This window comes from Butyrivibrio sp. WCD3002 (assembly GCF_000424265.1).
Taxonomy (GTDB): domain Bacteria; phylum Bacillota; class Clostridia; order Lachnospirales; family Lachnospiraceae; genus Butyrivibrio.
This window is the reverse complement of sequence record NZ_AUJO01000006.1, coordinates 153,933-178,150: the sequence shown is the minus strand read 5'-3', so window position 1 is coordinate 178,150 and position 24,218 is coordinate 153,933. Positions and strand designations below refer to the sequence as shown.

The 24,218-nt window shown below is 42.7% G+C and carries 20 protein-coding genes; 15 read left to right on the top strand and 5 right to left on the bottom strand.

Features of this window, described 5'->3' with window-relative positions:
• The first annotated feature begins 37 nt into the window (after positions 1-37).
• On the top strand, positions 38-358 hold the full coding sequence (locus G608_RS0109260) for a hypothetical protein (protein ID WP_026495793.1): 321 nt from the start codon (positions 38-40) through the stop codon (positions 356-358).
• A gap of 86 nt (positions 359-444) precedes the next feature.
• Here G608_RS0109260 and G608_RS20650 read toward each other — a convergent pair whose 3' ends face one another.
• Together G608_RS20650 and G608_RS0109250 are read right to left on the bottom strand one after the other, a co-directional pair.
• The gene (locus G608_RS20650) at positions 445-774 is read right to left on the bottom strand and encodes a hypothetical protein (RefSeq protein ID WP_442852221.1); all 330 of its coding nucleotides are present in this window, start codon (positions 772-774) and stop codon (positions 445-447) included.
• A gap of 28 nt (positions 775-802) precedes the next feature.
• The gene (locus G608_RS0109250) at positions 803-1,732 is read right to left on the bottom strand and encodes a phosphodiester glycosidase family protein (RefSeq protein WP_026495792.1); all 930 of its coding nucleotides are present in this window, start codon (positions 1,730-1,732) and stop codon (positions 803-805) included.
• Between the two features lie 244 nt (positions 1,733-1,976).
• On the opposite strand from G608_RS0109250, the gene G608_RS0109245 reads away from it, so the two are divergent.
• From G608_RS0109245 to G608_RS0109225, 5 genes are all read left to right on the top strand, one after another.
• Positions 1,977-2,675: an ABC transporter ATP-binding protein gene (locus tag G608_RS0109245; protein WP_026495791.1), complete on the top strand. Its 699-nt coding sequence runs from the start codon at positions 1,977-1,979 to the stop codon at positions 2,673-2,675.
• Between the two features lie 79 nt (positions 2,676-2,754).
• Positions 2,755-5,145 (top strand): ABC transporter permease, encoded by a 2,391-nt coding sequence (locus tag G608_RS0109240; RefSeq protein ID WP_026495790.1) that lies wholly within the window; start codon positions 2,755-2,757, stop codon positions 5,143-5,145.
• Positions 5,146-5,336: 191 nt separating this feature from the next.
• Positions 5,337-6,770 (top strand): glucuronate isomerase, encoded by a 1,434-nt coding sequence (gene uxaC, locus G608_RS0109235; RefSeq protein WP_026495789.1) that lies wholly within the window; start codon positions 5,337-5,339, stop codon positions 6,768-6,770.
• Between the two features lie 13 nt (positions 6,771-6,783).
• Positions 6,784-7,875 carry a sugar kinase gene (locus tag G608_RS0109230; protein WP_026495788.1) on the top strand — a complete coding sequence of 364 codons (1,092 nt, stop codon included), beginning with the start codon at positions 6,784-6,786 and terminating at the stop codon, positions 7,873-7,875.
• Positions 7,876-7,941: 66 nt separating this feature from the next.
• Entirely contained in the window at positions 7,942-8,586 is a 645-nt protein-coding gene (locus tag G608_RS0109225) for a bifunctional 4-hydroxy-2-oxoglutarate aldolase/2-dehydro-3-deoxy-phosphogluconate aldolase (protein WP_026495787.1), read from the top strand.
• Here the strand turns inward: G608_RS0109225 and G608_RS0109220 are convergent.
• Entirely contained in the window at positions 8,570-8,965 is a 396-nt protein-coding gene (locus tag G608_RS0109220; RefSeq protein WP_026495786.1) for an RrF2 family transcriptional regulator, read from the bottom strand. The two genes, G608_RS0109225 and G608_RS0109220, sit on opposite strands and share 17 nt — an antisense overlap.
• A 149-nt stretch (positions 8,966-9,114) precedes the next feature.
• Between G608_RS0109220 and G608_RS20645 the strand changes: the two genes are divergently transcribed.
• The 5 genes from G608_RS20645 (at position 9,115) to G608_RS0109195 (ending at position 14,242) form a co-directional block, all read left to right on the top strand.
• Entirely contained in the window at positions 9,115-10,410 is a 1,296-nt protein-coding gene (locus G608_RS20645) for a hypothetical protein (protein WP_035795121.1), read from the top strand.
• 207 nt (positions 10,411-10,617) lie between these two features.
• Complete coding sequence (locus tag G608_RS0109210) at positions 10,618-10,974, top strand: BlaI/MecI/CopY family transcriptional regulator (RefSeq protein WP_026495785.1); 357 nt, start codon at positions 10,618-10,620, stop codon at positions 10,972-10,974.
• Positions 10,975-11,071: 97 nt separating this feature from the next.
• Positions 11,072-12,490, top strand: a complete 1,419-nt coding sequence (locus G608_RS0109205) for a M56 family metallopeptidase (protein ID WP_026495784.1) — start codon at positions 11,072-11,074, stop codon at positions 12,488-12,490.
• 197 nt (positions 12,491-12,687) lie between these two features.
• Entirely contained in the window at positions 12,688-13,896 is a 1,209-nt protein-coding gene (locus G608_RS0109200; RefSeq protein ID WP_026495783.1) for a hypothetical protein, read from the top strand.
• Positions 13,897-13,948: 52 nt separating this feature from the next.
• A complete protein-coding gene (locus G608_RS0109195) occupies positions 13,949-14,242 on the top strand; it encodes an STAS domain-containing protein (protein WP_026495782.1) in 294 nt (97 codons plus the stop codon).
• 230 nt (positions 14,243-14,472) lie between these two features.
• Here the strand turns inward: G608_RS0109195 and G608_RS0109185 are convergent, their stop codons facing one another.
• Entirely contained in the window at positions 14,473-15,237 is a 765-nt protein-coding gene (locus tag G608_RS0109185) for a hypothetical protein (RefSeq protein ID WP_026495781.1), read from the bottom strand.
• A gap of 102 nt (positions 15,238-15,339) precedes the next feature.
• Here G608_RS0109185 and G608_RS22415 point away from each other — a divergent pair, with 102 nt between their 5' ends.
• Together G608_RS22415 and feoB are read left to right on the top strand one after the other, a co-directional pair.
• The gene (locus G608_RS22415; protein ID WP_051209080.1) at positions 15,340-17,052 is read left to right on the top strand and encodes a PP2C family protein-serine/threonine phosphatase; all 1,713 of its coding nucleotides are present in this window, start codon (positions 15,340-15,342) and stop codon (positions 17,050-17,052) included.
• Positions 17,053-17,084: 32 nt separating this feature from the next.
• Positions 17,085-19,412 (top strand): ferrous iron transport protein B, encoded by a 2,328-nt coding sequence (feoB, locus tag G608_RS0109175; protein WP_026495780.1) that lies wholly within the window; start codon positions 17,085-17,087, stop codon positions 19,410-19,412.
• Between the two features lie 623 nt (positions 19,413-20,035).
• On the opposite strand, the gene G608_RS0109170 is transcribed toward feoB, so the two are convergent.
• Complete coding sequence (locus tag G608_RS0109170) at positions 20,036-20,932, bottom strand: helix-turn-helix transcriptional regulator (RefSeq protein WP_051209078.1); 897 nt, start codon at positions 20,930-20,932, stop codon at positions 20,036-20,038.
• Between the two features lie 270 nt (positions 20,933-21,202).
• Between G608_RS0109170 and G608_RS20635 the strand changes: the two genes are divergently transcribed.
• Together G608_RS20635 and G608_RS0109160 are read left to right on the top strand one after the other, a co-directional pair.
• Positions 21,203-23,164 carry a beta-L-arabinofuranosidase domain-containing protein gene (locus tag G608_RS20635; RefSeq protein WP_051209076.1) on the top strand — a complete coding sequence of 654 codons (1,962 nt, stop codon included), beginning with the start codon at positions 21,203-21,205 and terminating at the stop codon, positions 23,162-23,164.
• Between the two features lie 46 nt (positions 23,165-23,210).
• Positions 23,211-24,167, top strand: coding sequence for a hypothetical protein (locus tag G608_RS0109160; protein ID WP_026495778.1), 957 nt, complete (start codon positions 23,211-23,213; stop codon positions 24,165-24,167).
• Positions 24,168-24,218: the final 51 nt, after the last annotated feature.

Below are 24,218 nucleotides of genomic sequence, written 5' to 3'. Positions count from 1 at the left end.
CATAGAATTTTTATTATCCCGCAACAAGGAGAGTAACATGACAAAGGACGAATTTTTAAAAGCACTTCTTGCGGAAGGTTATATTTGCGAAAAGAGCAGCCAGTATCCATCAGTGGTTTGCGATGCCGCAGATGTGAAAAAGACTGCTAAAAAGGTGAGAGCGGTAGCAAAGGAAAAGGGCTACTCATCATCATTTGCTATAAGAAGTTACAGAGATGGAATGGAGCTTATTTCCAAGGACGGCCCTGTTTCAAGGAACATGAGAAATGAAGTTATCGAGGAACAGGCAGAAGCAGAGACGGTTTCAATAAGCGAACCTATTCCAATGACGGCGCAGACAGAGAATGTAAGTGCATAAGTTTAATTGCTTAATTCAAAGCGAAGTTTACATTCACAAAGGATTTACGGTCCCTCTTTACCGAATAAACCGGTAAGGAGGGATTTTTAAATATAATAAACTGATGCAGCTATAAGTGTTGCAATCAGTAAAACTGTTCCTGCCACAGGATAAACAAAAATCAAAGCATTTGTGGTTCCGTATATCGAGAGTACACCGGCAAATACGCTGCCCACACTGTAAGTGATGATTGATGAATTCCAAAGATTTATCAGCAAAACAGGCATGGAAATATTTTTGATAAGCATGAAGGAATAGGGCACAACTCCCATAATCAGCGGGATGGCAAATGCATATATCATATAATATGAGTAAACGCCGTGGCTGAAATACTCGTAGATTGCACCGAAAACAGCCAGAAATACCGTGCCTGCCAAACTGTATATAAGATGATATTTTGCTTTATCACGCGATGTAAACAATGTCGCTCACTCCTCTCTCTTTGATACTTCTTCCGGAAGTCGGATTATTCACTATCTGACCGTTAAAATACATAGTTGATGATCCGCCGCCATCAAGATTATAAGCGGTAGTTACTCCAAGGCCCTGCATAAACTCTGCAAGCTCATAAAGGCTAAGGCCTTCACTCTCGGAAGTTCTGCCGTCAGATACTACGAAAACATAGTGATTAGTATCTATGATGCCAATGGCGGTTCTTGGATTACTTGCTTTTGCCATATCAACTTCATCATCGGTATCCACTGATATCACGCCGTTTTCAATAAGCCCTGGGCCAAAGGAAAATGCCTGCCAGACACCTTTTTCTATAAGTTCATCAGTAGTGTATTCACTGTCATTTATCACATCCATAGTTCCGTTTGCATAGATGCACAGCACCTCAGAACCATCACCTTCACTTCTGTAGACGATTCCGTTTCTTATGACATATCCGCTTTCCTGTACACCGTAGAAATCACCGTTGATGGCAAGAATGGCGCTGTTTTCTTCTGCCATTTCTGAAGTGGTAGCCGTGATATTTTTACCATAAGTATCATTGGCAAAAGCAGTTTTTAGGTATTCAGCGGAGGAAAGGGTTACGTCTGCTACATAAATTTTGGTATTGTACTGATCATATTCCGAAAGATTGATTGTTATGTTGTCGTCGCTGTAAGTGGTATCCCCCTGAGATTCCTGCTTTATGGGTGTGTCAGAGGTACTTGATGAGCTAGCTGCAGAGTTATCAGCCGCTGCCTCTAAATCCTCAAATGTCGAGGCACTCATGGACGATGCATTGGTAGTATAGCTTTTTGTAAGTACAAAAGTGTCCAAAGTGATATATATGGTAAATGCCGTCAGAGCAGCTGAGTATCCAATTATCCATAGGTGTTTTTTCATTTTCTATTCCTCAATAAACCTTTATTACGGGGAAAAATAGTGTTTCTCAACTTGAGTCCCGTAAGAAAGTCCGGTACATACCCGGCTGGATTTGTAAATGCCGGGTTTGGCGATATCCTATAGACTAATTTTGTCTCATAAACCTAAAAATTACCTAAAAGAGAAACATCTAATATTGAAATTGCAGTTAGGCTCTGCTAACATATACCACAGAAATAAAAACAGCACATAAGAAGGGGAGAATATGCAGCTGGAATTACAGAATATTAAAAAGTCATACGGCGAAGGCGGAAGCCGCGTTGAGGTACTGAAGGACATAAGCCTCAGCGTGGAGAAGGGAGAGTTTGTGGTACTCCTTGGGCCGTCCGGATCCGGAAAATCTACGTTACTAAACATCATCGGGGGAATCGACACTGCCGATTCAGGCAAGATCATCATCAGAGAAAAAAGCATGTCCGACATGGATGAGAAGGCGCTTACGGCCTACAGAAGAGAGCATCTGGGCTATATCTTCCAAATGTACAATCTCATTCCAAATCTCACAGTCAGGGAAAATATAGAGGTTGGTGCATATCTTTCAAAGAATCCACTTAATATTGATGAAATCATAGAAACTCTGGGGCTTACTGAGCATCAGAACAAGGTGCCAAGTCAGCTTTCAGGCGGACAACAGCAGCGCTGCGCCATCGGAAGAGCAATCGTAAAAAATCCCGATATTTTGCTTTGCGATGAGCCTACAGGAGCCCTTGATTACAACACCTCCAAGGAAATCCTTTCTCTTATTGAAGAGGTCAATCGCAAGTATGGAAACACAGTTATTATGGTAACTCACAACGATGCCATTAAGAACATGGCTGATTTTGTGGTGAAGCTTCGTGATGGCGTTATCAGGAAAAGCTACAGAAACGAGACGAAGCAGACGGCTGCGGAGCTTGACTGGTAAATACTGATTCCGGACAGTGTACTTTGTAGTCAGGCACACAGGATAAGTGGTAACCGGCACAGACAAATAGAGGAGTTTTATGAGAAATCCGTTAAACAGAAGGCTTCTACGGGAGCTGACAGGGGATATAGGAAAATACATAGTTATCTTTGTTTTGATGGTACTATCCATCGGCTTTGTTTCAGGCTTTTTGGTTGCTGGCGAGAGCATGAGTACTGCTTATGATGAAAGCTTTGAAAAATACAACATAGAGGATGGAAATTTCAGAACAGAGGAGAAACTGACAAAATCCGAGAGAAAACATATAGAGAAAAAAGGTGTCACCATCTACGATAATTTTTATGTAGAGAAAAGCTTCGACAACAATACAAAGCTCAGGATTTTTGCAAACAGAGAAGAGATCGACAAGGTCTGTGTCATGGAGGGCAGGCTTCCCGAAAGCATCGGTGAGATCGCCATCGACAGAATGTATGCGGACAACAACGGACTTACGGTGAATGACATTATGACATTAAAGCCCGGGCCCGGCGATAACCTTACTGCATCAGCCGGAAATAAAGCCATAGATAATACTTTATCTTCCGACGGTAAAACATATAAAATCGTCGGCCTTGTGGCGCTCTCTGATTACAGCGCTCTTTTTTACAGCAATAATGACATGATGTTTGATTCCTCTGCCTTTGGTGTAGCGGTGGTTTCAAAAAGTCAGTTTGACGAATATGATGAGGATGCCATCCTTTACAACTACGGCTGGATCTATGATGAAAAGCCTGCTAACGAACTGGAAGAGAAAGATCTTTCCGATGATCTCATGGAGAGGATTTCTAAAAAGGTAACTCTGGAAAACTTTATTCCCCGCTATCTGAACCAGTCCATAACCTTCACAGGAGAGGATATCGGAAAAGACAGAGCGATGATGACAGTGCTCTTATATATAATGATTATCATTATCGCTTTTGTTTTCGGCATCACAATAAACAATACAATTCATAGGGAATCAAATGTAATAGGGACCCTCAGGGCATCAGGATATACCATAAATGAACTTATACGCCATTACATGGCGATGCCCATTATAGTGACACTTATAGCAGCGTTTATCGGCAATATCATGGGGTATACCTTCTTTAAAAATGTTTGCGTAGCGATGTATTACGGAAGCTATTCACTGCCTACTTACGTTACTTTGTGGAACGCAGATGCATTCCTTAAGACCACAATAATTCCAATAATCATAATGATTGTGATTACCTATGGCATTCTTAGAAGTAAGCTGGCTCTTAGCCCACTTAAACTTATCAGGCGTGACCTTACAGGAAAAAGACAAAAGCGTGCCATCAGTCTTAATAAGGCAATAAAGTTCTTTGACAGATTTCGCATTCGAATACTCATACAGAACAAGAGTAGTTACATCACACTTTTTGTGGGGCTGTTTTTTGCTAATGTTCTGCTGTTTTTCGGAATGATGTTGCCACCGCTTCTTACGCATTTTCAGGGAGTTGTTACGGATAGCATGCTGGCAGACCATATATATCTTTTGCAGATTCCTGTAGGAGCTATAGATGATGATAACCAGATAAATGCAGCATTTTCCTATGTTTTCCTTCAAAATAAAATAATTTCAAACAATCCTGATGCGGAGAAATTTTCAGCATACAGTCTGAAAACCACAGGCGAAGACGGAAGCAGAGTGGATGAGGTTACCATCTACGGTGTTCGTGATGACAGCCGTTATATACATGCGGATTTCGATGAAAAAACCGTATTGATATCATCATCCTATGCAGATAAATACGGACTAAAAGAGGGGAATGTAATAACCCTTAAGGAGCCCTATGAGGATAAATACTATGGCTTTAAAGTTACGGGAGTCTACCCGTACGACGGCGGAATCACTGTTTTCATGAGTAAAAAGCACCTGAACAGTACCGTTGGAATGGATGAAGATTTCTTCTCTGGGTATTTTTCAAACAGTGAAATTACTGACATCGACAGCAAATACATAGGAACGGTAGTAGATAGGGAGTCGCTTACAAGAGTGTCCAGGCAGCTGATGATATCCATGGGCAATATCATGTACATGGTGGACGGATTCTCTGTAATCCTTTTCATTGTCTTAATTTATCTGCTTTCTAAACTGATAATCGAGAGAAACGCCCAATCTATTTCCATGGCAAAAATACTTGGATATTCACAAAAAGAAATCGCGGCGCTGTACATAATCCCTACTGCCATTGTGGTAGTGGTTTCGCTCCTTATATCCTATCCAATAATCACTTACGTTATGGTGTGGATATTCAGAGTCATGCTAAAGCAGATGATGAGCGGCTGGATGGTTATCTGGCTTGATCCCAAGGTATACGCCGAAATGTTCCTTATGGCCATCGCAACCTACGCCATTGTGGCTATTCTCGAGTACCGAAAGATTCGCCACATACCCATGAACGAAGCATTGAAAAACGTGGAATAATCAGGAATCAAACCCTTTGCGAAGATTTTCCTTCGCCAAAGGGTTTTTCTATGCTTTATTCAAAACATTGCAAAAGTTGTTATTCTTGTTGAATATTTTGGTTTGTGTGGCAAAAGCTATGTAAAAAGGTGGGGTAAAGAATTAGTATAAGATGCGTAAACAGAAATAATGTTAAATAGGAGCATACTTCGATGAAACAGTTTTTAGATAAAGATTTTGTGCTGCAGACAGAGACTGCAAAGCATCTTTTTCATGATTATGCTAAGGATCTGCCCATAATCGACTATCACTGTCACATCTCACCTCAGGAGATTTATGAGGACAGACGCTTTGAGACATTGGCAGATGTGTGGCTTGGCGGATATCAGCCTGACGGCTCAATAGCAGGAGACCACTATAAGTGGAGACTCATGAGATCGAACGGAATGCCGGAGGAACTGGTGACAGGAAGAGGTGACGACTTTGCACGCTTCAAGGGCTTTGCAGAGGTACTTACCAAGGCTATCGGTAATTCCATGTATCACTGGTGCAACTTAGAGCTTCAGAAATACTTCGGAATTACAGAGCCTCTTACACCGCAGAATGCGGAGAAAATCTGGAATAAATGTAACGACAAGCTAAAGAACGATCCGCAGATGTCGGTTCGTGGTCTCATTAAACAGAGTAACGTGGAATACGTTGGTACAACCGACGATCCTATAGATTCACTTATCTGGCATGAAAAGATTGCAGAGGATAAGACCATAGACTTCCTTGTGCGTCCTTCATTCAGACCGGATAAAGCAGTAAATATCCACAAGGAAGGCTTTGCAGAATACATTAAAAAGCTTGCAAAAGCAGTAAATAAGGAATCACTTGATTCCACGCAGGACGTAATTGATGCACTTATCGAGAGAGTTGAATTCTTTGCTGAGCACGGCTGCGTGGCATCAGATCATGGTCTTGACTATGTGCCTTTCAGAAAACTTCCTATGGAAGAGTGTGATAAGGCATTCAAAAAAGCTATGAATGGCGAGGCAGTTACTGTAGAAGAAGCAGAGGGCTATCAGACAGCACTTCTTGTAGCTCTTGGAAAGGCATACCACAGACTTGGAATTACTATGGAGCTTCATTATTCCTGCCTTAGAAATATAAACGAGAGACAGTTCAAGACGCTCGGTCCTGATACAGGATATGATGCAATGGCAAATAATTCCTGTGGCGGAAACCTTGCAGCATTTTTATCTGAGCTTGATAAAACAGAAGAATTGCCAAAGACAATCGTATTTTCATTGAATCCTGCTGATAATGAGCAGATAGGAACAATTATCGGCGGCTTCCAGTCAGCAGAGGTTCCCGGCAAGATTCAGCACGGACCTGCATGGTGGTTCAATGATTCCAAGTCAGGAATGGAAGAGCAGATGAAGTCACTTGCTAATCTCGGACTTCTTGGCAATTTCATAGGAATGCTCACAGATTCAAGATCCTTCCTGTCCTATACAAGACATGATTATTTCAGAAGAATCATGTGTAATCTCATAGGTAACTGGGTTGAGAACGGCGAGTATCCAAATGATGATGAGGCCCTTAAGTCAATAGTTCAGGGCATTTCCTATTACAACGCAAAGAGATATTTCGGGTTATAAATGGAGGTATGAAATGGATTTTAATTTAAGAAAAGATGCTGCTTTTGATGCAGTTTCACTTGGGGAAATAATGCTGAGACTCGATCCTGGCGAAGGAAGGATCAGAACGGCAAGACATTTTAATGCATGGGAAGGCGGCGGAGAATACAACGTAGTAAGAGGTCTTCGCAGATGCTTTGGCCTTAAGACCACAGTTCTTACAGCTTTTGCAGACAATGAAGTAGGTAAGCTTATGGAGGATCTTATTCTTCAGGGCGGCGTTGATACTTCTTTTATTAAGTGGATGAAAACAGACGGTATCGGCAGAGAGTGCCGTAACGGTCTGAACTTTACAGAGAGAGGTTTTGGTATACGCGGAGCAAAGGGATGCTCAGACAGAGCAAACACAGCTATTTCCAAGGCAAAACCTGAGGATTTTGATCTTGAGAGACTTTTCGGCGAGCTGGGTGTTAAGTGGCTTCATACAGGCGGCATATATGCGGCACTTTCAGAGCAATCAAGTGAGACAGTTATTGAAGTTATCAAAACAGCGAGAAAATACGGCACAGTAATCTCTTATGACCTTAACTATCGTCCTTCCATGTGGAGCGCTATCGGCGGTATCGAGAAGGCAAGAGAAGTAAATAAAGAGATCGCAAAGTACGTTGACGTAATGATCGGTAACGAGGAAGACTTCACTGCATGCCTTGGATTTGAGATCGAGGGTAACGATGAGAACCTTGCAAAGCTTGATATTGAAGGCTACAAGAAGATGATCAGAGAGGTAGTTAAGACCTATCCTAACTTCAAGGCAGTTGCAACAACCCTGAGAGAGGTTAAGACAGCTACAGTAAACGACTGGAGCGCACTTTGCTTCGCAGATGGCGAGATTTACAAGGCAAAGGATTACAAGGGCCTTGAGATCATGGACCGTGTTGGCGGCGGTGATTCCTTTGCATCAGGACTTATCTATGGCCTTATGACAACCGGCGATGCACAGCTTGCCGTTGATTACGGCGCAGCTCACGGAGCACTTGCAATGACTACACCCGGTGATACTACCATGGCTGATAAGAGCGAGGTAGAGGCTATCATGGGCGGAAAAGGCGCAAGAGTACAGCGCTGAAGCGCTTTATCAGGATGCGCACTGGCGCGAAAGTAATGTATTTAGATAGATTGGAGAGAAATAGAGATGAGTGAAATACTTGAACAGCTTGCCGGATATGGCGTAGTACCTGTTGTTGTAATCGACAGAGTAGAAGATGCAGAGCCTCTTGCACAGGCACTGGTTAATGGCGGATTAAAATGTGCTGAGGTTACCTTCCGCACAGCAGCTGCTGCTGATGCAATTAAAATAATGACTGATAAGTACCCTGAAATGCTGGTTGGAGCAGGCACAGTTCTTACAACTGAGCAGGTAGACCAGGCCATTGCAGCAGGTGCAAAATTCATCGTAAGCCCCGGCTTTGATGCAGAGGTAGTAGATTACTGTTTGGAAAAGGGATACACAGTTGTACCCGGCGTTGCAACACCCTCAGAGGCTGCACAGGGCATAAAGAGAGGACTTAAGGTTCTTAAGTTCTTCCCCGCTGAGCAGGCAGGCGGACTTCCTATGATCAAGGCTATGGCAGCACCCTATACAGGTATTAAATTCATGCCTACAGGCGGTGTAAATGAGAAAAACATGAGAGATTACCTGGCATACGACAGAATTGCATGCTGCGGCGGAAGCTGGATGGTAAAAGGCGACCTTATCAAAGCCGGAAGCTTTGATAAGATCGAAGAAATGACCAGAGAAGCTGTAAATGTTGTAAAGGAAATCAGAGGAGATCGCTGATCTTCTTATTATAGAAGAAATCATGTTCCATCTTGTAAAATTCTTCCCACATGGGGAGGGTTTTACAGATGGATTTTCTATCACATTCGTAGTCTTCATCAGCAAGGCATGCAACAGGAGCAATTGAGCCTTCCATAAGCTCTATTACTTCGCCAACTGTGTATTCATCTGCAGGTCTTTTAAGCTTATATCCGCCGTGCTTTCCGCTGGCACCTTCAATTATTTTCCCCTTAACAAGTTCTTTGGCAATAATCTCAAGATATTTCTTGGAGATATCCTGCCTTTCCGCTATATCTTTTAACGGAATGAATTCATCCGAGTTCTGGCTTGCCAGATCTATCATAACTCTAAGTGCATATCTGCCTTTCGTAGAAAACATATTGTACCTTCCTTTCCCATATCACTTTCACCTATTATATCGCAAGGTGAATAGGCAAATCAATATAAAATTATGTGATACAATTGTGATAAATGGTAAAGTATATTAAATAAAATAAAGATGATTATATTTGAGAGGGGAAAGTTATTATGAAAAACAGAATGGTAGCATTGGTAATTGCAGGTATTATGGCAACATCACTTTGTGCTTGCGGCAAAACGGCAGAGACAGGAACAGATACTCAGGCAGAGAATACTGTTCAGGAAGAGCCGGCACAGGAAGAAGTTACAGATACCACAGAAGCTGAGGCAGAGGAGAGCTCTGAAGAGGCTCCCGCTGAAGAGATCATAGAGGGGACAACTGAAACAGAAGAAACATCAGAAGAAATATTCTATGCTCCTGACATCGACATCTCAGGTTGTGATACCTTCACTCAGATAATCGATGAAAAGCTTACAGATGGAATGGGCTATGCAAATGAAATGCTGGATCAGACAGATGTTTTCATGGTTTGCAGCAGTGCTTATGATAACCTTGACGGAAACATGGCAGCCATTGATTCTGCGATTTTTATTTATAAGGATGGAGTTCCTTTTGAGGTAGGAAGGGTTGAGTCCGGCGGCACAGCCAATCCTCTTGCAATCAAGGATGGCAAGCTCTATGTAGGTACACATCATAATATGACAAAGTACACAATTACAGACGATAAGCTTGTTGTAATGGAGCAGGCAGATGTTACCTATGATGCAGACGGTAACGGCACCTATACATACACATCTGATGATGGCGGCGATTACAGCAACATGGACAGCGCAGAGGCAGAAAAAATCTTTAACCAGCTTTATGAGGAATATTTTGACGCAACAGTTGTAAACTTTAGTGTTGTTGGCGGCGGCGAAGCTGCTGCAGTTACAGAAGGAGCGCTTCCCGCATACGAGTATCCGGGTCCCGAGGTTTTCTATTATGAAGTATATAAGGCTGTAATCAATGAGTTTGGTGCGGGTTATGATCCTGCCGATGTTGGAATACCTTCAATTAACATCGCAGCTGAGGATGATTCAGATCCTGAGGATATGCGCATTTATGGCGATTTCTGCTACTTTAATTACAAGCTTAATGGTCAGACTCTGGAGACTCAGTCAGGCGGATCCTATCCCGGATGCATACACGTGAAGAACACGGATGAAGGCTATGAAGTAACAAATATCGAGGTTGTTGCTGACGGATCAGATTTCGATGAAAGTGCAAAGAAGATCATGGGCGATCACTATGATGAATTTATCAAGCTCTTCTCAGATGACGAAGCAAAGGAACAGACCCGCTTGCAGATCATAGCAAACTATGTTGCGGCAAACGGATTAAACATCACAGAAGTTCAGGATTTTGGTTGGGATCCTGTGACATTACCTGAAGAAAACATTGATACTTTTTACAGTGATCTGTAATAAATTGAATAGATAAAAGGTTAGCAGGAGCTCTCACATATAAATGTGGGAGCTCCTATTTTGTGGCACGGATTTTTTTTAACACAAGATATAGTAAAGCACAAAAAACGTGATATTTTCTGGGTTTTTGAGGTTGACACGGTGGTCTATTTGAGGTAGACTCTGATTAATAAGTCGATAGCGAATAGACCAAAGAGGGGGGTTGTCATGGCTGTTGAATTAGGTGAAGTTCAAATGCAATTTGCCAAACTTATATGGGAGATGGAGCCTGTGGGTTCAGGAGAGCTTGTAAAGCTTTGTGCCGAAGAGTTTGGTTGGAAAAAATCTACTACGTACACAGTTTTGAAGAAGCTATGCGAAAAAGGACTCTTCAAGAATGTTGACGGTGTTGTTACATCGTTGATTTCTCAGGAGGAGTTTTATACAAGGAGAAGTGAGGAATTTGTCGAGGAAACATTTGGCGGATCATTACCCGCTTTTCTGGCGGCATTTACATCGCATCAGAAGTTGTCAAAAAAAGAGTTGAACGAAATCCAGAAAATAATTGACAACGCTGTAAATTAAATCAGAAAACGGCATAGGCATATATACGGCTATCATACAAGTGCAAAGTAGTAAAAAACGTGAACTATAACATACTTAGTCAGACGGAGGATAACAAATGGAAACGATTTTTATGAAAGTAATGGAAATGAGTATGGTAGCCGCATGCCTTATTGCCGTAGTAATTCTTTTGCGTTTTCTACTCAATATGGCACCAAAGTGGTTTATGGGTGCGTTGTGGTCTGTAGTGGCTCTGAGGTTGATGCTGCCATTTCAGATTCAGTCTAAGATCGGAGTACTTCCGAATTTTCACGGTATTGTAAAAGTTTTTAAATATGAAGAATTCCAGTGGATATGGTTAGCCGGTGTTTTAATCGTGCTTACACTCATGGAATTAAATTATATGAAGATCAGGAAAAAGGTTCGCGCATCGGTAAGAATGCCGAAGCTTGGCAGGAATGTATACAAATGCGATGACATTGATACACCATTCGTAATGGGCTTTTTAAGACCTGCAATTTACATTCCTTCAGGACTTGATAAAGCAACTATTGAAAATGTGCTGGCTCACGAGAGAGCACATATCAGAAGGGCCGATCATTTAAGAAAACACATCGGATTCCTGTTACTTGCTGTTCATTGGTTCAACCCACTTGTATGGATTTCATATGCACTATTTTGTAGGGACTTAGAGCTCTCCTGTGATGAGAAAGTAATTAGCCGTATGTCTCTGGATGAGAAAAAGTCCTACGCCACAGCACTTCTTCGTTGCAGTACCAACAAAAGATATGTTTATACATACCAGCTCGCCTTTGGCGGTGTCGGTGTGTCATCAAGAGTAAAGCATATCTTTGGCTACAAAAAAGCCACAACATGGCTGGTTTTGATTCTGTCGGTTTTGACTTTGGGTCTGGTTAGTTGCTTCTTTACAAGCTCTGCCGAAAAGGGCTCTGACGAGGCTGAAATAGAGATTTCGACAGACAAAATTCCTCGCGTGGATTTCAAGGATTCCTACGCTGAGATTGGCGAAGCTTCTGCAAATAATAGCGGGGAAGAGAGTAGCAAGGTTGTCGTGGACGGAGTTATTGTAGAGTCCAATGAAGTAAAGGTTCAGTTCGAGGAAGCCGCAAGTGCACAGGACCCTGGCAGTTCAGAAAGCGCAGAGGTTGTCGCTTCCGGTGATCAGGCTGATGCCCCGGTTTCTGTTGAATGGAGTAACGGTAAGATCAGAATTATGCGTGGATCGGAAGAAATCGCTTTCCTGACCAAGCAGCAGATCAAGCAGTATTACATGGCTGAAGGATATACTGAGGCTGAATTGTCTGATATAGAAAAGATTTTTGCAAGAGACGACGTAATAATTGATGACAGTTCCGACGGTCTTGTTATAGAAGAGGATGGTTCTGAAATGAACATCAGATTCCAGCTGTCCGGAAAAGAATGGCGTTCTGTTACCCTTGGTTACATCGATCTTCATTTGTCCAAAAATGATGACGGAAGCTGGAATGATAAGCCGGAGTTTGTTTTGGATTATTGATTTTTGATGTATTAAACCTCATACAATATATGAATAAAATCGATGCCACTGCAGTGAAATCGCAGTGGCATCGATTTTTTGTGTGATAAAAAATATATAAAATTTTATAAATAGTTTATGTGACGGTTTTTTGAAACAAAAATATGTATTATTATAAAATAAGGTGAGTTTAACAATTCATAATTATGGAGGGGAAAATGCATAAAGTACAGTCTGAACACGTAAAAATCGCGAATTTGGAATCAGCACTTGAAAGCGCGTATGGGACAGTTGATTCCTACATTGCTGAGACGGGTATTAAGGACAAGAGTGCCCTTCGTCTCAGACTTCTTTCAGAAGAGGTTCTAAGACTTGCAAAGTCCATCATTGGATACGGAATCATTGAATTTTGGTTGGAGGGAGATGCAAGAGTTTCAAGAATTTTCCTAAAGGCCGAGAATCATCTTGACAGGGATAAGCAAAAAGAGCTTTTGTCAGTGTCATCAACGGGTGAAAATGTAAGCGAAAAGGGCTTTTTCGGACAGCTCTTATCAGCTTTCATGATCGAATCACCCAGAAATTCAAATTGGTCCTTAAAGGAATATGAGGACGATCTCAGAAAAAAGAAGGAAACTGACAAGTTTTCTCAGGAAGCCTGGGATGATCTTGAGAGATCCATCGTTGCTAATCTGGCAGATGATATCGAAGTTGGTATCGATAAAAATACAATTCAGATGGTTGTTACAAAGGATTTCTCAGAGGCTCTTAATACCATAGGTTCAAAGCCTGCGGAGATCGTCAGCGGAATAACTATTATCGAGAGCAGCAAGCTCGACGAGGAAAGAGTTTATAGCAGAGGTGACGAGCTTGTAAGTGAGCTAGAGGTTTCACCGAAGGATGAAACCAGACTTAAACTCATTTATGAGGAGACAGTCGGAATGCTGAAGGCCATGACAACTGAATATAAGGCTGAGATATGGTTTGAAAGATATAAAAAGGAGTGCTGTCTTAAGCTTACTGCCAAGACCAACATGAGTGCTCCCGCAAAGAAAGAGCTTATCGATGTTTCAACCGATAAGAGCAACAGCGCTGTTAAGGGCGTAATGGGTAAGATCGGTGATATTATCGAAAACGGTATATTGCATTATACCGAGGTTATGAAGCTTTCTCAGGAGTATAACGGAACGCCCGTGGGCTACGGAACACTTGGTGTTTACGGTGCTATGGATGGAATAGATCCTGCAGTTATGTGGTCATTATCTGATTACAGAGAAGCGCTTCCTGAAGTTGATGTGGAGAAGGAAGCTATCAAACAGGCGACCGATGAGCTTGAAAAGTCTATTGTTGGAAGTCTTGCAAAGGATGTTCTTGTAGGCGTTAAGGGCAACAGAGTAGATATGACCATAGTGTACGAGCTTAGAGGTTGAGACAGACCCTTTAAAGTAAGTGAGACATAATTTTTTACCAGGAGGATAGAAAATGACAATAAATAAGACAGCAAATGGAAGCGAATTACTTATATCTGTGGCAGGGAGACTGGATACAACCACATCACCGCAGCTTGATGATGAGCTCAAGTCCCTTGGTGGTGTAGAAAAACTTGTTTTTGACTTTAAAGAGCTTGAATATATTTCATCTGCAGGCTTAAGAGTTCTGCTTTCAGCACAGAAGCTTATGAATAAGCAGGGCAGCATGGTTATAAAAAATGTAAATGAGACCATAAATGAGATTTTTGAGGTAACAGGTTTTGTAGATATTCTTACTATCGAGTAAGGTTAAGGTAGCGGGCGGAAATCGCCCGCTATTTAGGAAAAGGCGGATCCCTATGATTTTGGAAATGATTTTATATTATTGGCCAAGAGTTGTAGATACCTTCAGAGAAAGCTTTGATAAGATTCTGGAGATTCAACAGAAATATGCGGACTAAGAAAATTGCATAATTTATGAAAACAGCTCCCGCGGTATTTTTCAAAATTCCGTGGGATTTTTTTGCTCAAAACTCTTTACAGTCCTCTGTATTTTTTTGAAAGATACAGGGATAGCAGGAAAAGGCCGATGGTCTCTGTTGCGTGGTAAATAAGGGATGTCCATACGATGCCCACTGAACGGCCCATAAGATTTACCGTTTGCATCTGTAAGACCCCAAAGGCCAACATGAACAAAAGCAGAATGATGAGGGACGCTACTCTAAGGTAGGGATCACTTAAGAAAATACCGGTCATTACGACTCCAAGCAGTATGGCGCAAAGCATCTCTATGTATTTAAAGCCGTGGGTCATGTTGTAGAGCATGACAAATGTACCGTCGGTAAGACCGTCACCCACAGACAGTGCCGACATCAGAGCGCTGATGAAACGTCTGTAGGTAATAGATGTAAAAACATAGACCAGCTCCGAACCCACGAAAATAACGGTCCATAGCTGCAAAAGCCTGCTCACGGAGGATCCGGAGAGAGAGGCTATTTTATCGTTTATAAACTCCTTCTGAAGAAGACCCATTTTCTTCCTGTCTTCCGCGGGAACAAGACTCATGTAGTGATCAAGTTTTTTCCATGCAAAAAAGAATACCAGAGTGGCAAGGATAATCTGAACGCCTGAGTTGATAAGCTGCAACCTCCAGAGTACTGTATCCAGCATATCGGGGCTGAGGGAATTCTGTTTCTGAATGAAGAAACGCAGACCTGCCTCGCAAAGGGCAGCTATTATTTTTATGATTGCAACAAGCATTATGGAATTAGATAAAATATGTTTCTTGGCATTTGTATACATATTTCCACCAGATGTTGTATTATAAAAAGGATTGCTTTATATAATCTTATCATATTTTATATAATCAATGATTAGTTTTTGGGACGGGGAGATACTATCTTAATGAGTGAAAATCAGGCAAAAGAAGGCAAGAGAAGATCTATCTTGGAGAAGACAAAGTTTTCCATCGTGAAAACATCGGTAATCCTTGGCATCATGGCTCTTTTTGTTTCTCTTACTTTTTACGCAATGTCGCTGACAAAGCAGTATATAAGAGTCGCTGACGGCACAGCAAAGCAGACAAAAATGTCGATAATCCACACCACCGATATAGTCAATTTTTCAAAGCAGGTCATGGATATCTACAACAGTCTGTCTGAGGAAGAAAAGCTTATGAACGGGACAGATGAATATCATAAGTTTTTTTCAAAGGTGGATAAAAGGCAGGGCGGAACCTATGATTTCATGGTGCATTTGCTGGATTCTATTTGCAAATATCATGATATCTATGATGTTTACATCGCAATGTATGACCCTGAAAATAACAGGATCGTATATATCGTTGATTCCGACGATGTTCCTTCAGAAAGGCTCTATCCCGGTGAGTGGGAAGATGTAAATCACGAAGGCTTGATAAGATTTTTAAGCGGAGGAAAGAGTACAATCCTCACGGATATCGAGCTTACTGAAAAATATGGTCTTCTTTGCACTGTTGCTGAGCCAATAGAGGACGATGACGGAAATACATGTGCCTTTGTCCTCGTGGATATTTCTATTCATGATATCGTGACGGGAATGGCAGAGTTTTCCTTTAGACTGATTCTTGTAATCATTGCGGTAACCATACTGATTTCATTGCTTCAGACCAAGCGTATGAGGGAGGATCTGGTTGAACCCATAAAAAAGATCGAGAGAGCCTCTGCAAACTATGTAAAGAGCAGGCACGACGGCGCTTCAAATAATGAGCTTTTTTCAGCCCTTGAAATACATACAGGGGATGAGATTGAGGATCTAAGCAAGACCATGATTCAGATGGAGAAGGAAATCTCCGAATATGAGGAAAACCTTAAGGGAATCACTGCTGAAAAAGAGCGCATTGTCACTGAGCTTTCGCTGGCAACGAAAATTCAGGCGTCAATGCTGCCAAGCACTTTTCCGCCTTTCCCTGACAGGCATGAGATCGATATTTTTGCAATGATGGATCCGGCAAGAGAGGTTGGAGGAGATTACTACGACTTTTTCTTTATTGATGATGATCATTTGTGCGTGCTTATTGCGGATGTTTCCGGAAAGGGAATTCCTGCGGCGCTGTTTATGATGATAGCAAAGGTTATCATGCAGAGCTGCGCAATGCTTGGACGATCAGCTGCAGAGATTATGGAAAAGACCAATGAGGCCCTTTGCACAAACAATAAGCTTGGAATGTTTGTCACATCATGGCTTGGAATCCTTGAGATTTCCACCGGAAAAATGACCTGCGCTAATGCCGGACACGAGTATCCCGCGATAATGCGAAAGGGTGGTAAATTCGAGCTTTTCAAGGATAAGCACGGCTTTGTTATAGGAGGTCTGGAGGAGTCCAAATATAAGGAATACGAGCTGGAGCTTTTCCCCGGCGATAAGATTTTCCTCTATACAGACGGCGTTCCGGAGGCTGAGAATTCGGAACAGGAAATGTACGGAACAGGTCGTATGGTGGATGCGCTAAACCTTGAGCCTTTCGCATCACCGGCCAGGGTCCTCGAAAATGTTCGCTCAGATATCGATAAATTCGTTAATGATGCAGAGCAGTTCGACGATCTGACCATGCTGTGCATGGAATACCGCGGAAAATAGCGGGTAAAAAATATATTTTTGTAGGAGATAAAATGAATTTAAAATCATTACCGATTGGACAGTCGGCAGTTATAAAAACCGTAGGAGGAAGCGGTGCACTCAGACAGCACTTTCTTGATATGGGAGTGATTCCCGGAGCGGAAGTGACGGTTATTAAGCTTGCGCCCATGGGCGATCCCATGGAACTGCAGATTCACGGCTATGAGCTTACGCTTCGCCTTGCTGATGCGGAAAAAATCGAGATTGAGACAATTTCCGAGAGAACCAACAAACACGAGAGAATCACTAAGATTGAGAACTCGGAGCACCCGGGTCTTGGTGAGGATGGCAGATATCACGCCCCCGGTGAAGGCGAAAAGCTTCCTGAGGGAACAGTTTTAACCTTCGCTCTGGTGGGAAATCAGAACTGCGGAAAGACCACACTTTTCAATCAGCTGACAGGTTCTAATCAGCACGTTGGTAATTTTCCCGGAGTTACGGTGGACAGAAAGGATGGACCTATTAAAGAGCATCCTAATACCCTTGTAACCGATCTTCCGGGCATTTATTCAATGTCTCCCTACAGCAGTGAGGAGATTGTATCCAGAAATTTTGTACTTTCAGAGCATCCTAAGGCAATAATCAATATCGTGGATGCCATGAACATAGAGAGAAACCTGTATCTCACCATGCAGCTTCTTGAGATGGATATTCCCATGGTAGTTGCGCTTAATATGATGGATGAGGTTAAAGGAAATAACGGCTCCATTGACATTAACAGAATGGAGCAGCTGCTTGGGGTACCTGTTGTACCTATTTCTGCAGCGAAAAATGAAGGTGTTGCGGAGCTTATAAGGCACGCCATCCATATTGCGGATTATCAGGAGAGACCTGTTAAGCAGGATTTTTGCCAGAAAACAGATCACGGCGGAGCGATTCACCGTGCCATACATACCGTTGAAAACATCATAGAGGATCACGCAGAGAGAGCGGGACTTCCCATCAGATTTGCCACCACCAAGGCGATAGAGGGCGATTCTCTGATTTATAAGCAGCTTGATCTAGATGAAAATGAGCTTGAGATGATTGAGCACACCATTGTTCAGATGGAAAAAGAGAGCGGAATGGACAGAAGCGCTGCAATTGCGGATATGCGCTATGATTTCATTGAACGCGTTTGCGAGCAGACTGTGGTTAAGCCCGGTGAGAGCAAGGAGAGAATCCGTTCCGAGAAAATAGATAAGATATGTACCGGAAAATGGACAGCTATTCCCTGCTTTGTACTTATCATGACACTGGTATTTTATCTGACCTTCAATGTAGTAGGCCCGTTTTTGCAGGATATCATCGCCGCCGGGGTTGAAGCTTTGCAGGATAAGGTTGATGCCTGGATGACTTTTGCAGGCGTTAATGAGGCCATAAAGGCACTTGTTATAAAGGGTATATTTGAGGGCGTCGGAAGTGTTTTAAGCTTCCTTCCCATCGTAGTTACATTGTTCTTTTTCCTGTCACTTATGGAAGACAGCGGATATGTGGCAAGAGTTGCCTTTTTCATGGATAAGCTTCTAAGACGAATAGGTCTGTCAGGCAGAAGTATTGTGCCTTTGCTGATCGGCTTTGGCTGTACTGTGCCGGCTGTTATGGCCACAAGAACCCTTCCTTCAAGACGAGACAGAAGGATGACCATACTTCTGACACCTTTCATGAGCTGCACTGCGAAGCTGCCGATCTATGCGTTTTTTGTAAGTGCATTTTTCCCGGGAAGAGGCGGATTTATCATTACAGGTCTGTACTTCCTTGGAATTATCGTGGGTATTTTGATTGCTCTTATCTATAAAAATACGTTGTTTAAGGGCGAAGCGGTGCCTTTCGTAATGGAGCTTCCTAATTACCGCATGCCCGGCGTCAGAAACGTGCTTCAGCTTTTGTGGGAGAAGGCAAAGGATTTTATCACCAGAGCCTTCAGCATCATTTTCCTTGCAACAATTGCAGTGTGGTTCCTGCAGAGCTTTGACCTGCACCTTAATTATATAACCGACTCATCAAGCAGTATTATGGCAAAAATAGCAGGTGTTTTGGTTCCGCTTTTCGTGCCTCTTGGGCTTGGAGACTGGAGGGTTGTAACCTCCCTTATCAGCGGATTTATCGCCAAGGAAAGCGTTATCACCACCATGGGTGTCCTCTTTGAGGACGGCGTGGAAGCTGCCCTTACCACCACCGCAGCTGCAACCTTGCTTGTATTCTCCCTGCTTTACACACCCTGTGTAGCAGCCATCGCCTCAATAAGACGGGAACTTGGCTCAAAATATGCCATCAGCGTCGTTGTGTGGCAGTGCATCATAGCCTGGATCGCCGCCTTTATCGTGAAGCTGGTTGCATGATGTAAATTTGGAAACTCCCATGCCGGTATGAATATAAGAAGCCTGGGGCCCAGCGGATTATTCCGAAAAGCTCCGGCTCCGATCCGAAGGGGCAGGCAGTATTTCCTTCCTCTGACGAAATTCCGAAATCTTCAGCAGGTTATATGTGTGATTTTGCAACATGTCTGAGTACATTTCCACTTGATAGCACAGCCCCCTGAAGTTATTTCTTGTCTCGTTATCTTCGCGAGATTATTCTAATGCCCATGCATCCATCGTTTATGGCGCGCTCTCGAAATAAACTCACAAGGGCTTCAATTCATATAGAATATGAAGCAATCTAATACTAAGAAGCCCTTGTTCAAACAATTTCTTCGCGCGCACAATAGATGCTTATGGGCATAAGAATAATCATCACTCAGCTATAGAGACAAGAAATGACTTCAGGGGGCTTTTTGCTATCTTTCGGAAATGTGCGAGTTTTGCAAAAATCACACATGTTTATAACCTGCGGAATATTTCGGAATGTCCTGAGTCATGGAAGGAAACCCTGCCTGCCCATCTGGATCGGAGCCGGAGCTTTTCGGGCTACACATCCGCTGGGGCCCAGGCTTCTACATCATACCGGCATGGGAGTTTCCAATTTAAATATGATACAGCAGGCGCTTGGAGTAGGTGTTGCGGTAGGCACTGGGGGTTAATCCCGTAACGCGCTTGAAGGTACGGGAGAAGTTGTGCATGTCGGAAAAGCCCACTTCTGAGGCTATTTCTGTAATGGTTCTGTCACTGTCAGTCAGGTAAAAGCTGGCAGTTTCTATTTTTGTAGATGTTATAAATTGTTTGAGGGAGATGCCTCTGACCTCACTGAAAAGGTGTGAGAGGTACTTTGGGCTGTAGCCAAAGGCGTCTGCAATATCTGTAGTCTTTAAATTCTTGGAGATATTTCGTCTAATATAGTCTGTGATATCTGAATAGATTTGTTTGTTGCCGATGGAGTCAGTATCCGTGGGAAGTTCTATGGATAGCTGCCCGTAAAGTTCTGTTATAAGGGCGGTTATCTCGGCATTTAGTGAGATATCGGGGTAATTGTTCCTCTCCATATCCTGAAGCTGTTTCATTTTCACTATCATCCTTTGGGGACTGGGAACAGCAGCGGCCTGAGGAATCATGAAGCAGCCTGCTCTTTCATAGGTGATCTGCTCACCTGGGCGGATTCTTGCTGGAATATGCCCCAAATCGACAGTGAAATGCAACCAATAAAAGGAACAATAGGCTTTTTTTAGTCCCTTACGTACAGAATCACTGGGAGGGAGAATCAGATATTCTCCGGTCATAACCGTGAAATCTTCATCCATATATCTCAGGTACAGAGTTCCTTCTGTGACCACTATCAGCTCATAATCAAATTCAAGAGGAAGTACCTCGTGTTTCCAGTTTTCAGAAAGAGCCTGAAATTTCCCTGATCGTAGATAGCGAAAAAGTTGTTCCTTGGGGAAAACCATCAGTTTATTTTCAGGTTTAAATGATTTTTTGTTAGACATATTGACACCTTTTGTAGAAAAATGATACTTGCAACAACTAAATTAACACTAAAATGTATTGCAAATACAATTATAAGCAGTTTATATGCTGTTTTACAATACAATCCTAAATGACACATATTCTATCCTTGTACCATTCTAATCCCATCCTCAAAATGATAATCTTAGACACAGAGTGAGATAAAACTTTGTATGCCGCCCAATACGAATTAGAAATATCAGGCGCATTTTTGCAGTAATAGAAATAAACATAAGGATGGGAGATTTTCAATGGAAAAAATGTACTACGCATCAAAACTTGCAGACGTTAGTGTGAAGGACAGATATTTGGATGAAGCTTTTCATCTTGAAGTAAAGAATTTGCTTTTGTTGGATCCGGACAGGCTCCTTGCGGGCTTTCGTGAGACTGCGGGACTGATAAAGGGAATGGATGACGATGGCTGCATCGCCCTTATGAAGGGGAAAAAGCGCTACGGCGGAATGTGGGAGGATGGACTTATCGGAGGACATACTCTTGGACACTATATTACAGCACTGGCACAGGCTGTGGTTAATCCTGCACTTTCTGCTTCTGAGAAAAAGGATGTGGCTGACAGATTGACCTATATTTTAGTGGCACTTAGGCAGTGTCAGGAGCTTGTAAAGGGTACAAAGGGCGAAGGCTTTTTGTTTGGCGCAGCCTTTCCTTCAAAGGAATTCAGGGACAATCCGTTCCTGCAGTTCGATAATGTGGAGCATGGACTTCAGGAGCTTTTCACACAGGCGTGGGTGCCGTGGTATACGATGCACAAGATTTTAACCGGCATAAATGCATCCTTTAAGATAGCAGGAGATCCTCTTGCGTTGGAAATCGCAAATGACCTTGGAATTTGGATCGCAAAAAGGACAGAGAGCTGGTCTGAGGAGGTAAACAGGACCGTTCTCAGCATAGAATACGGTGGAATGAATGACTGTCTTTACGAGCTTTATCAGATAAACCGTGATCTTAAGGAGAGCGGCAGCACGCTGTATCACCCTGAGTTTGAGAGGTTTGCTGAGGCGGCACACCGCTTTGATGATGAAGAGCTTTTCGAGAAGGTTTTATCAGGAAAAGAAAACATTTTTAATAACGTTCATGCCAATACCACTATTCCTAAATTTATAGGCGCTCTTGCAAGATATGAGACCTTCCATGAGGAGACAAGGTACCTTGAGTACGCCGAGGAATTTTTCAATCTTGTTGTAAACAAGCACACCTATGTAACAGGCGGAAACAGTGAAAATGAGCATTTTGGCGAGGACAATGTGCTCGATGCAGAGAGAACCAATGTAAACAACGAGACCTGCAACACTCACAACATGCTTAAGTTCGCAAGACGTCTCTATGAGCAGACTGGGAAAAAGAAATATCTTGATTATGCAGACAGAACCTTTGTAAATGCGATCATGCCTTCTCAGAATCATGAGACCGGCTTTACTACTTATTTTCAGGCAATGGCAACGGGCTATCAGAAGGTGTTTAACAACCTTGACGGCAATTTCTGGTGCTGCACGGGAACAGGCTATGAGAATTTCACAAAGCTTCAGGACGGCGTATTTTTCACGGATAAGGAAAAGCTGGTGGTTGCTCTTTATATGGCGGCTGAGCTTAAAACAGAGGATTATTCTGTAGCTATGGATTGCGATTTTAATGCCTCTGACGAAGTGAAAATCGCCATGACTCCTGAAGAGGGCAAGAGCCTCACTAAGGATCTGTATCTTGCCATTCCCACATGGGTTCAGGGGAAGTTGACTGTTAAATTAGGCGGCGATGAGTATGCTGCTGCGGAAAAGGACGGTTTTCTTGTAATTCCTAAGGATGAGCTTTCCGGTGGCTGCGAGATAGAGATCAAATTACCCATGGGAATTACCTGCCACAACCTGCAGGACGGCAAGGACACCTACGCATTTATGTATGGCCCATACGTGCTTTCTGCAAGGCTTGGCACAGCAAAAATGATGACCAAATCCCACGGAGTTGCTGTGAGCGTTGCCTGTGAGAAGGCAGTGGACTCTGACGAAATTAAAATAGATAGTGAAAAGAGTGTGGATGCTTTTATCGGCAATATCGATAAATATCTTGTAAAGCGAGATGGCGAGATGGAATTTGACCTGTTAGGAACAGATAAAAAGCTGGTTTTCACAACTCACTATAATCAGTACAAAGAAAGTTATGGAATTTATTGGACATTTGTTGGACAGAGGCGATTATAATGCAAAATGTAAATTAAAAATTTCTTTTGTGAGGGAGAGAATAACAATGAAAAAGATCACATTTAAAAACGGTATTATAATCACCTTGGCTACAATGATGGCTATGGCAGCAATGACAGGCTGCTCAAAAAATGTTGCAGAGGACGAGGGTATTGCAAATGAGATAGCAGATGAGGAAACTCCTCTTGCTTCTGCAGAAGAGGTTGTTTCAGAAGTTTCCGCTGCACCTTATTTTTCTAAGGGCGTATATGTGAACTACGCTAAGGATGCAGAGAATCCGCCTAAGACCTATTTCTATGTTTTCAGTGATGATTCATATGGTTATACAGCAGACGGTGAGAACGACGACATTGGCGTTCCCTTTGATATTACACAGACTGACGGACAGGTAGAGTTTTCCTTCGGCGGCGCAGAGGAATCAAAGGATGTTCTTGTAATAACAGGTGCTGAGAACGGCATGGTATATGGATGCTTTGAGGATGTTCCTGATCGTGAGCTGGTATTCGAGCCTGTAGCAGATGCTGATCCCGAGAATTTCAGTGCTGTTAATTATCTGAGTTCTATGACCGGCGGAGATAATGTTTACAGAGATGCAAACGGATGGAGCGTGCATTACAATCCTTCATGCATCACAGTTAATCAGGGTGGCCCTGTAACAACTTTCGTTTACACAGGTGACTGCGCAGGAACATGTATGATAACTGCTACATACGATGTTGATAAGGATGCAAAGACAGCGGCAGAGGATCTTGCTGCTTCCTATGGCGATCAGGCAATGGTTTCAGATTGCGTATTTCCCGGAACAGAGGATGTTGAAGGCTTCTATGTAGATGCAGTTCCCGGACAGACAGGCCCCGGCCTCTATGCTTCTGCTTTTGTAAGAGAGTATATGGGTGGATACCTTATATTCGAGTTTACGCAGCATGTAGCAGGAGATGATGAGATGGATATGGCTGTATCTGACAATCTCTCAGCAATCATTGATTCACTTTCATTTGAATAATATCAAATACCAAACGGTGATGTGATAAATCCCTTAAGCAGATATCTGCTT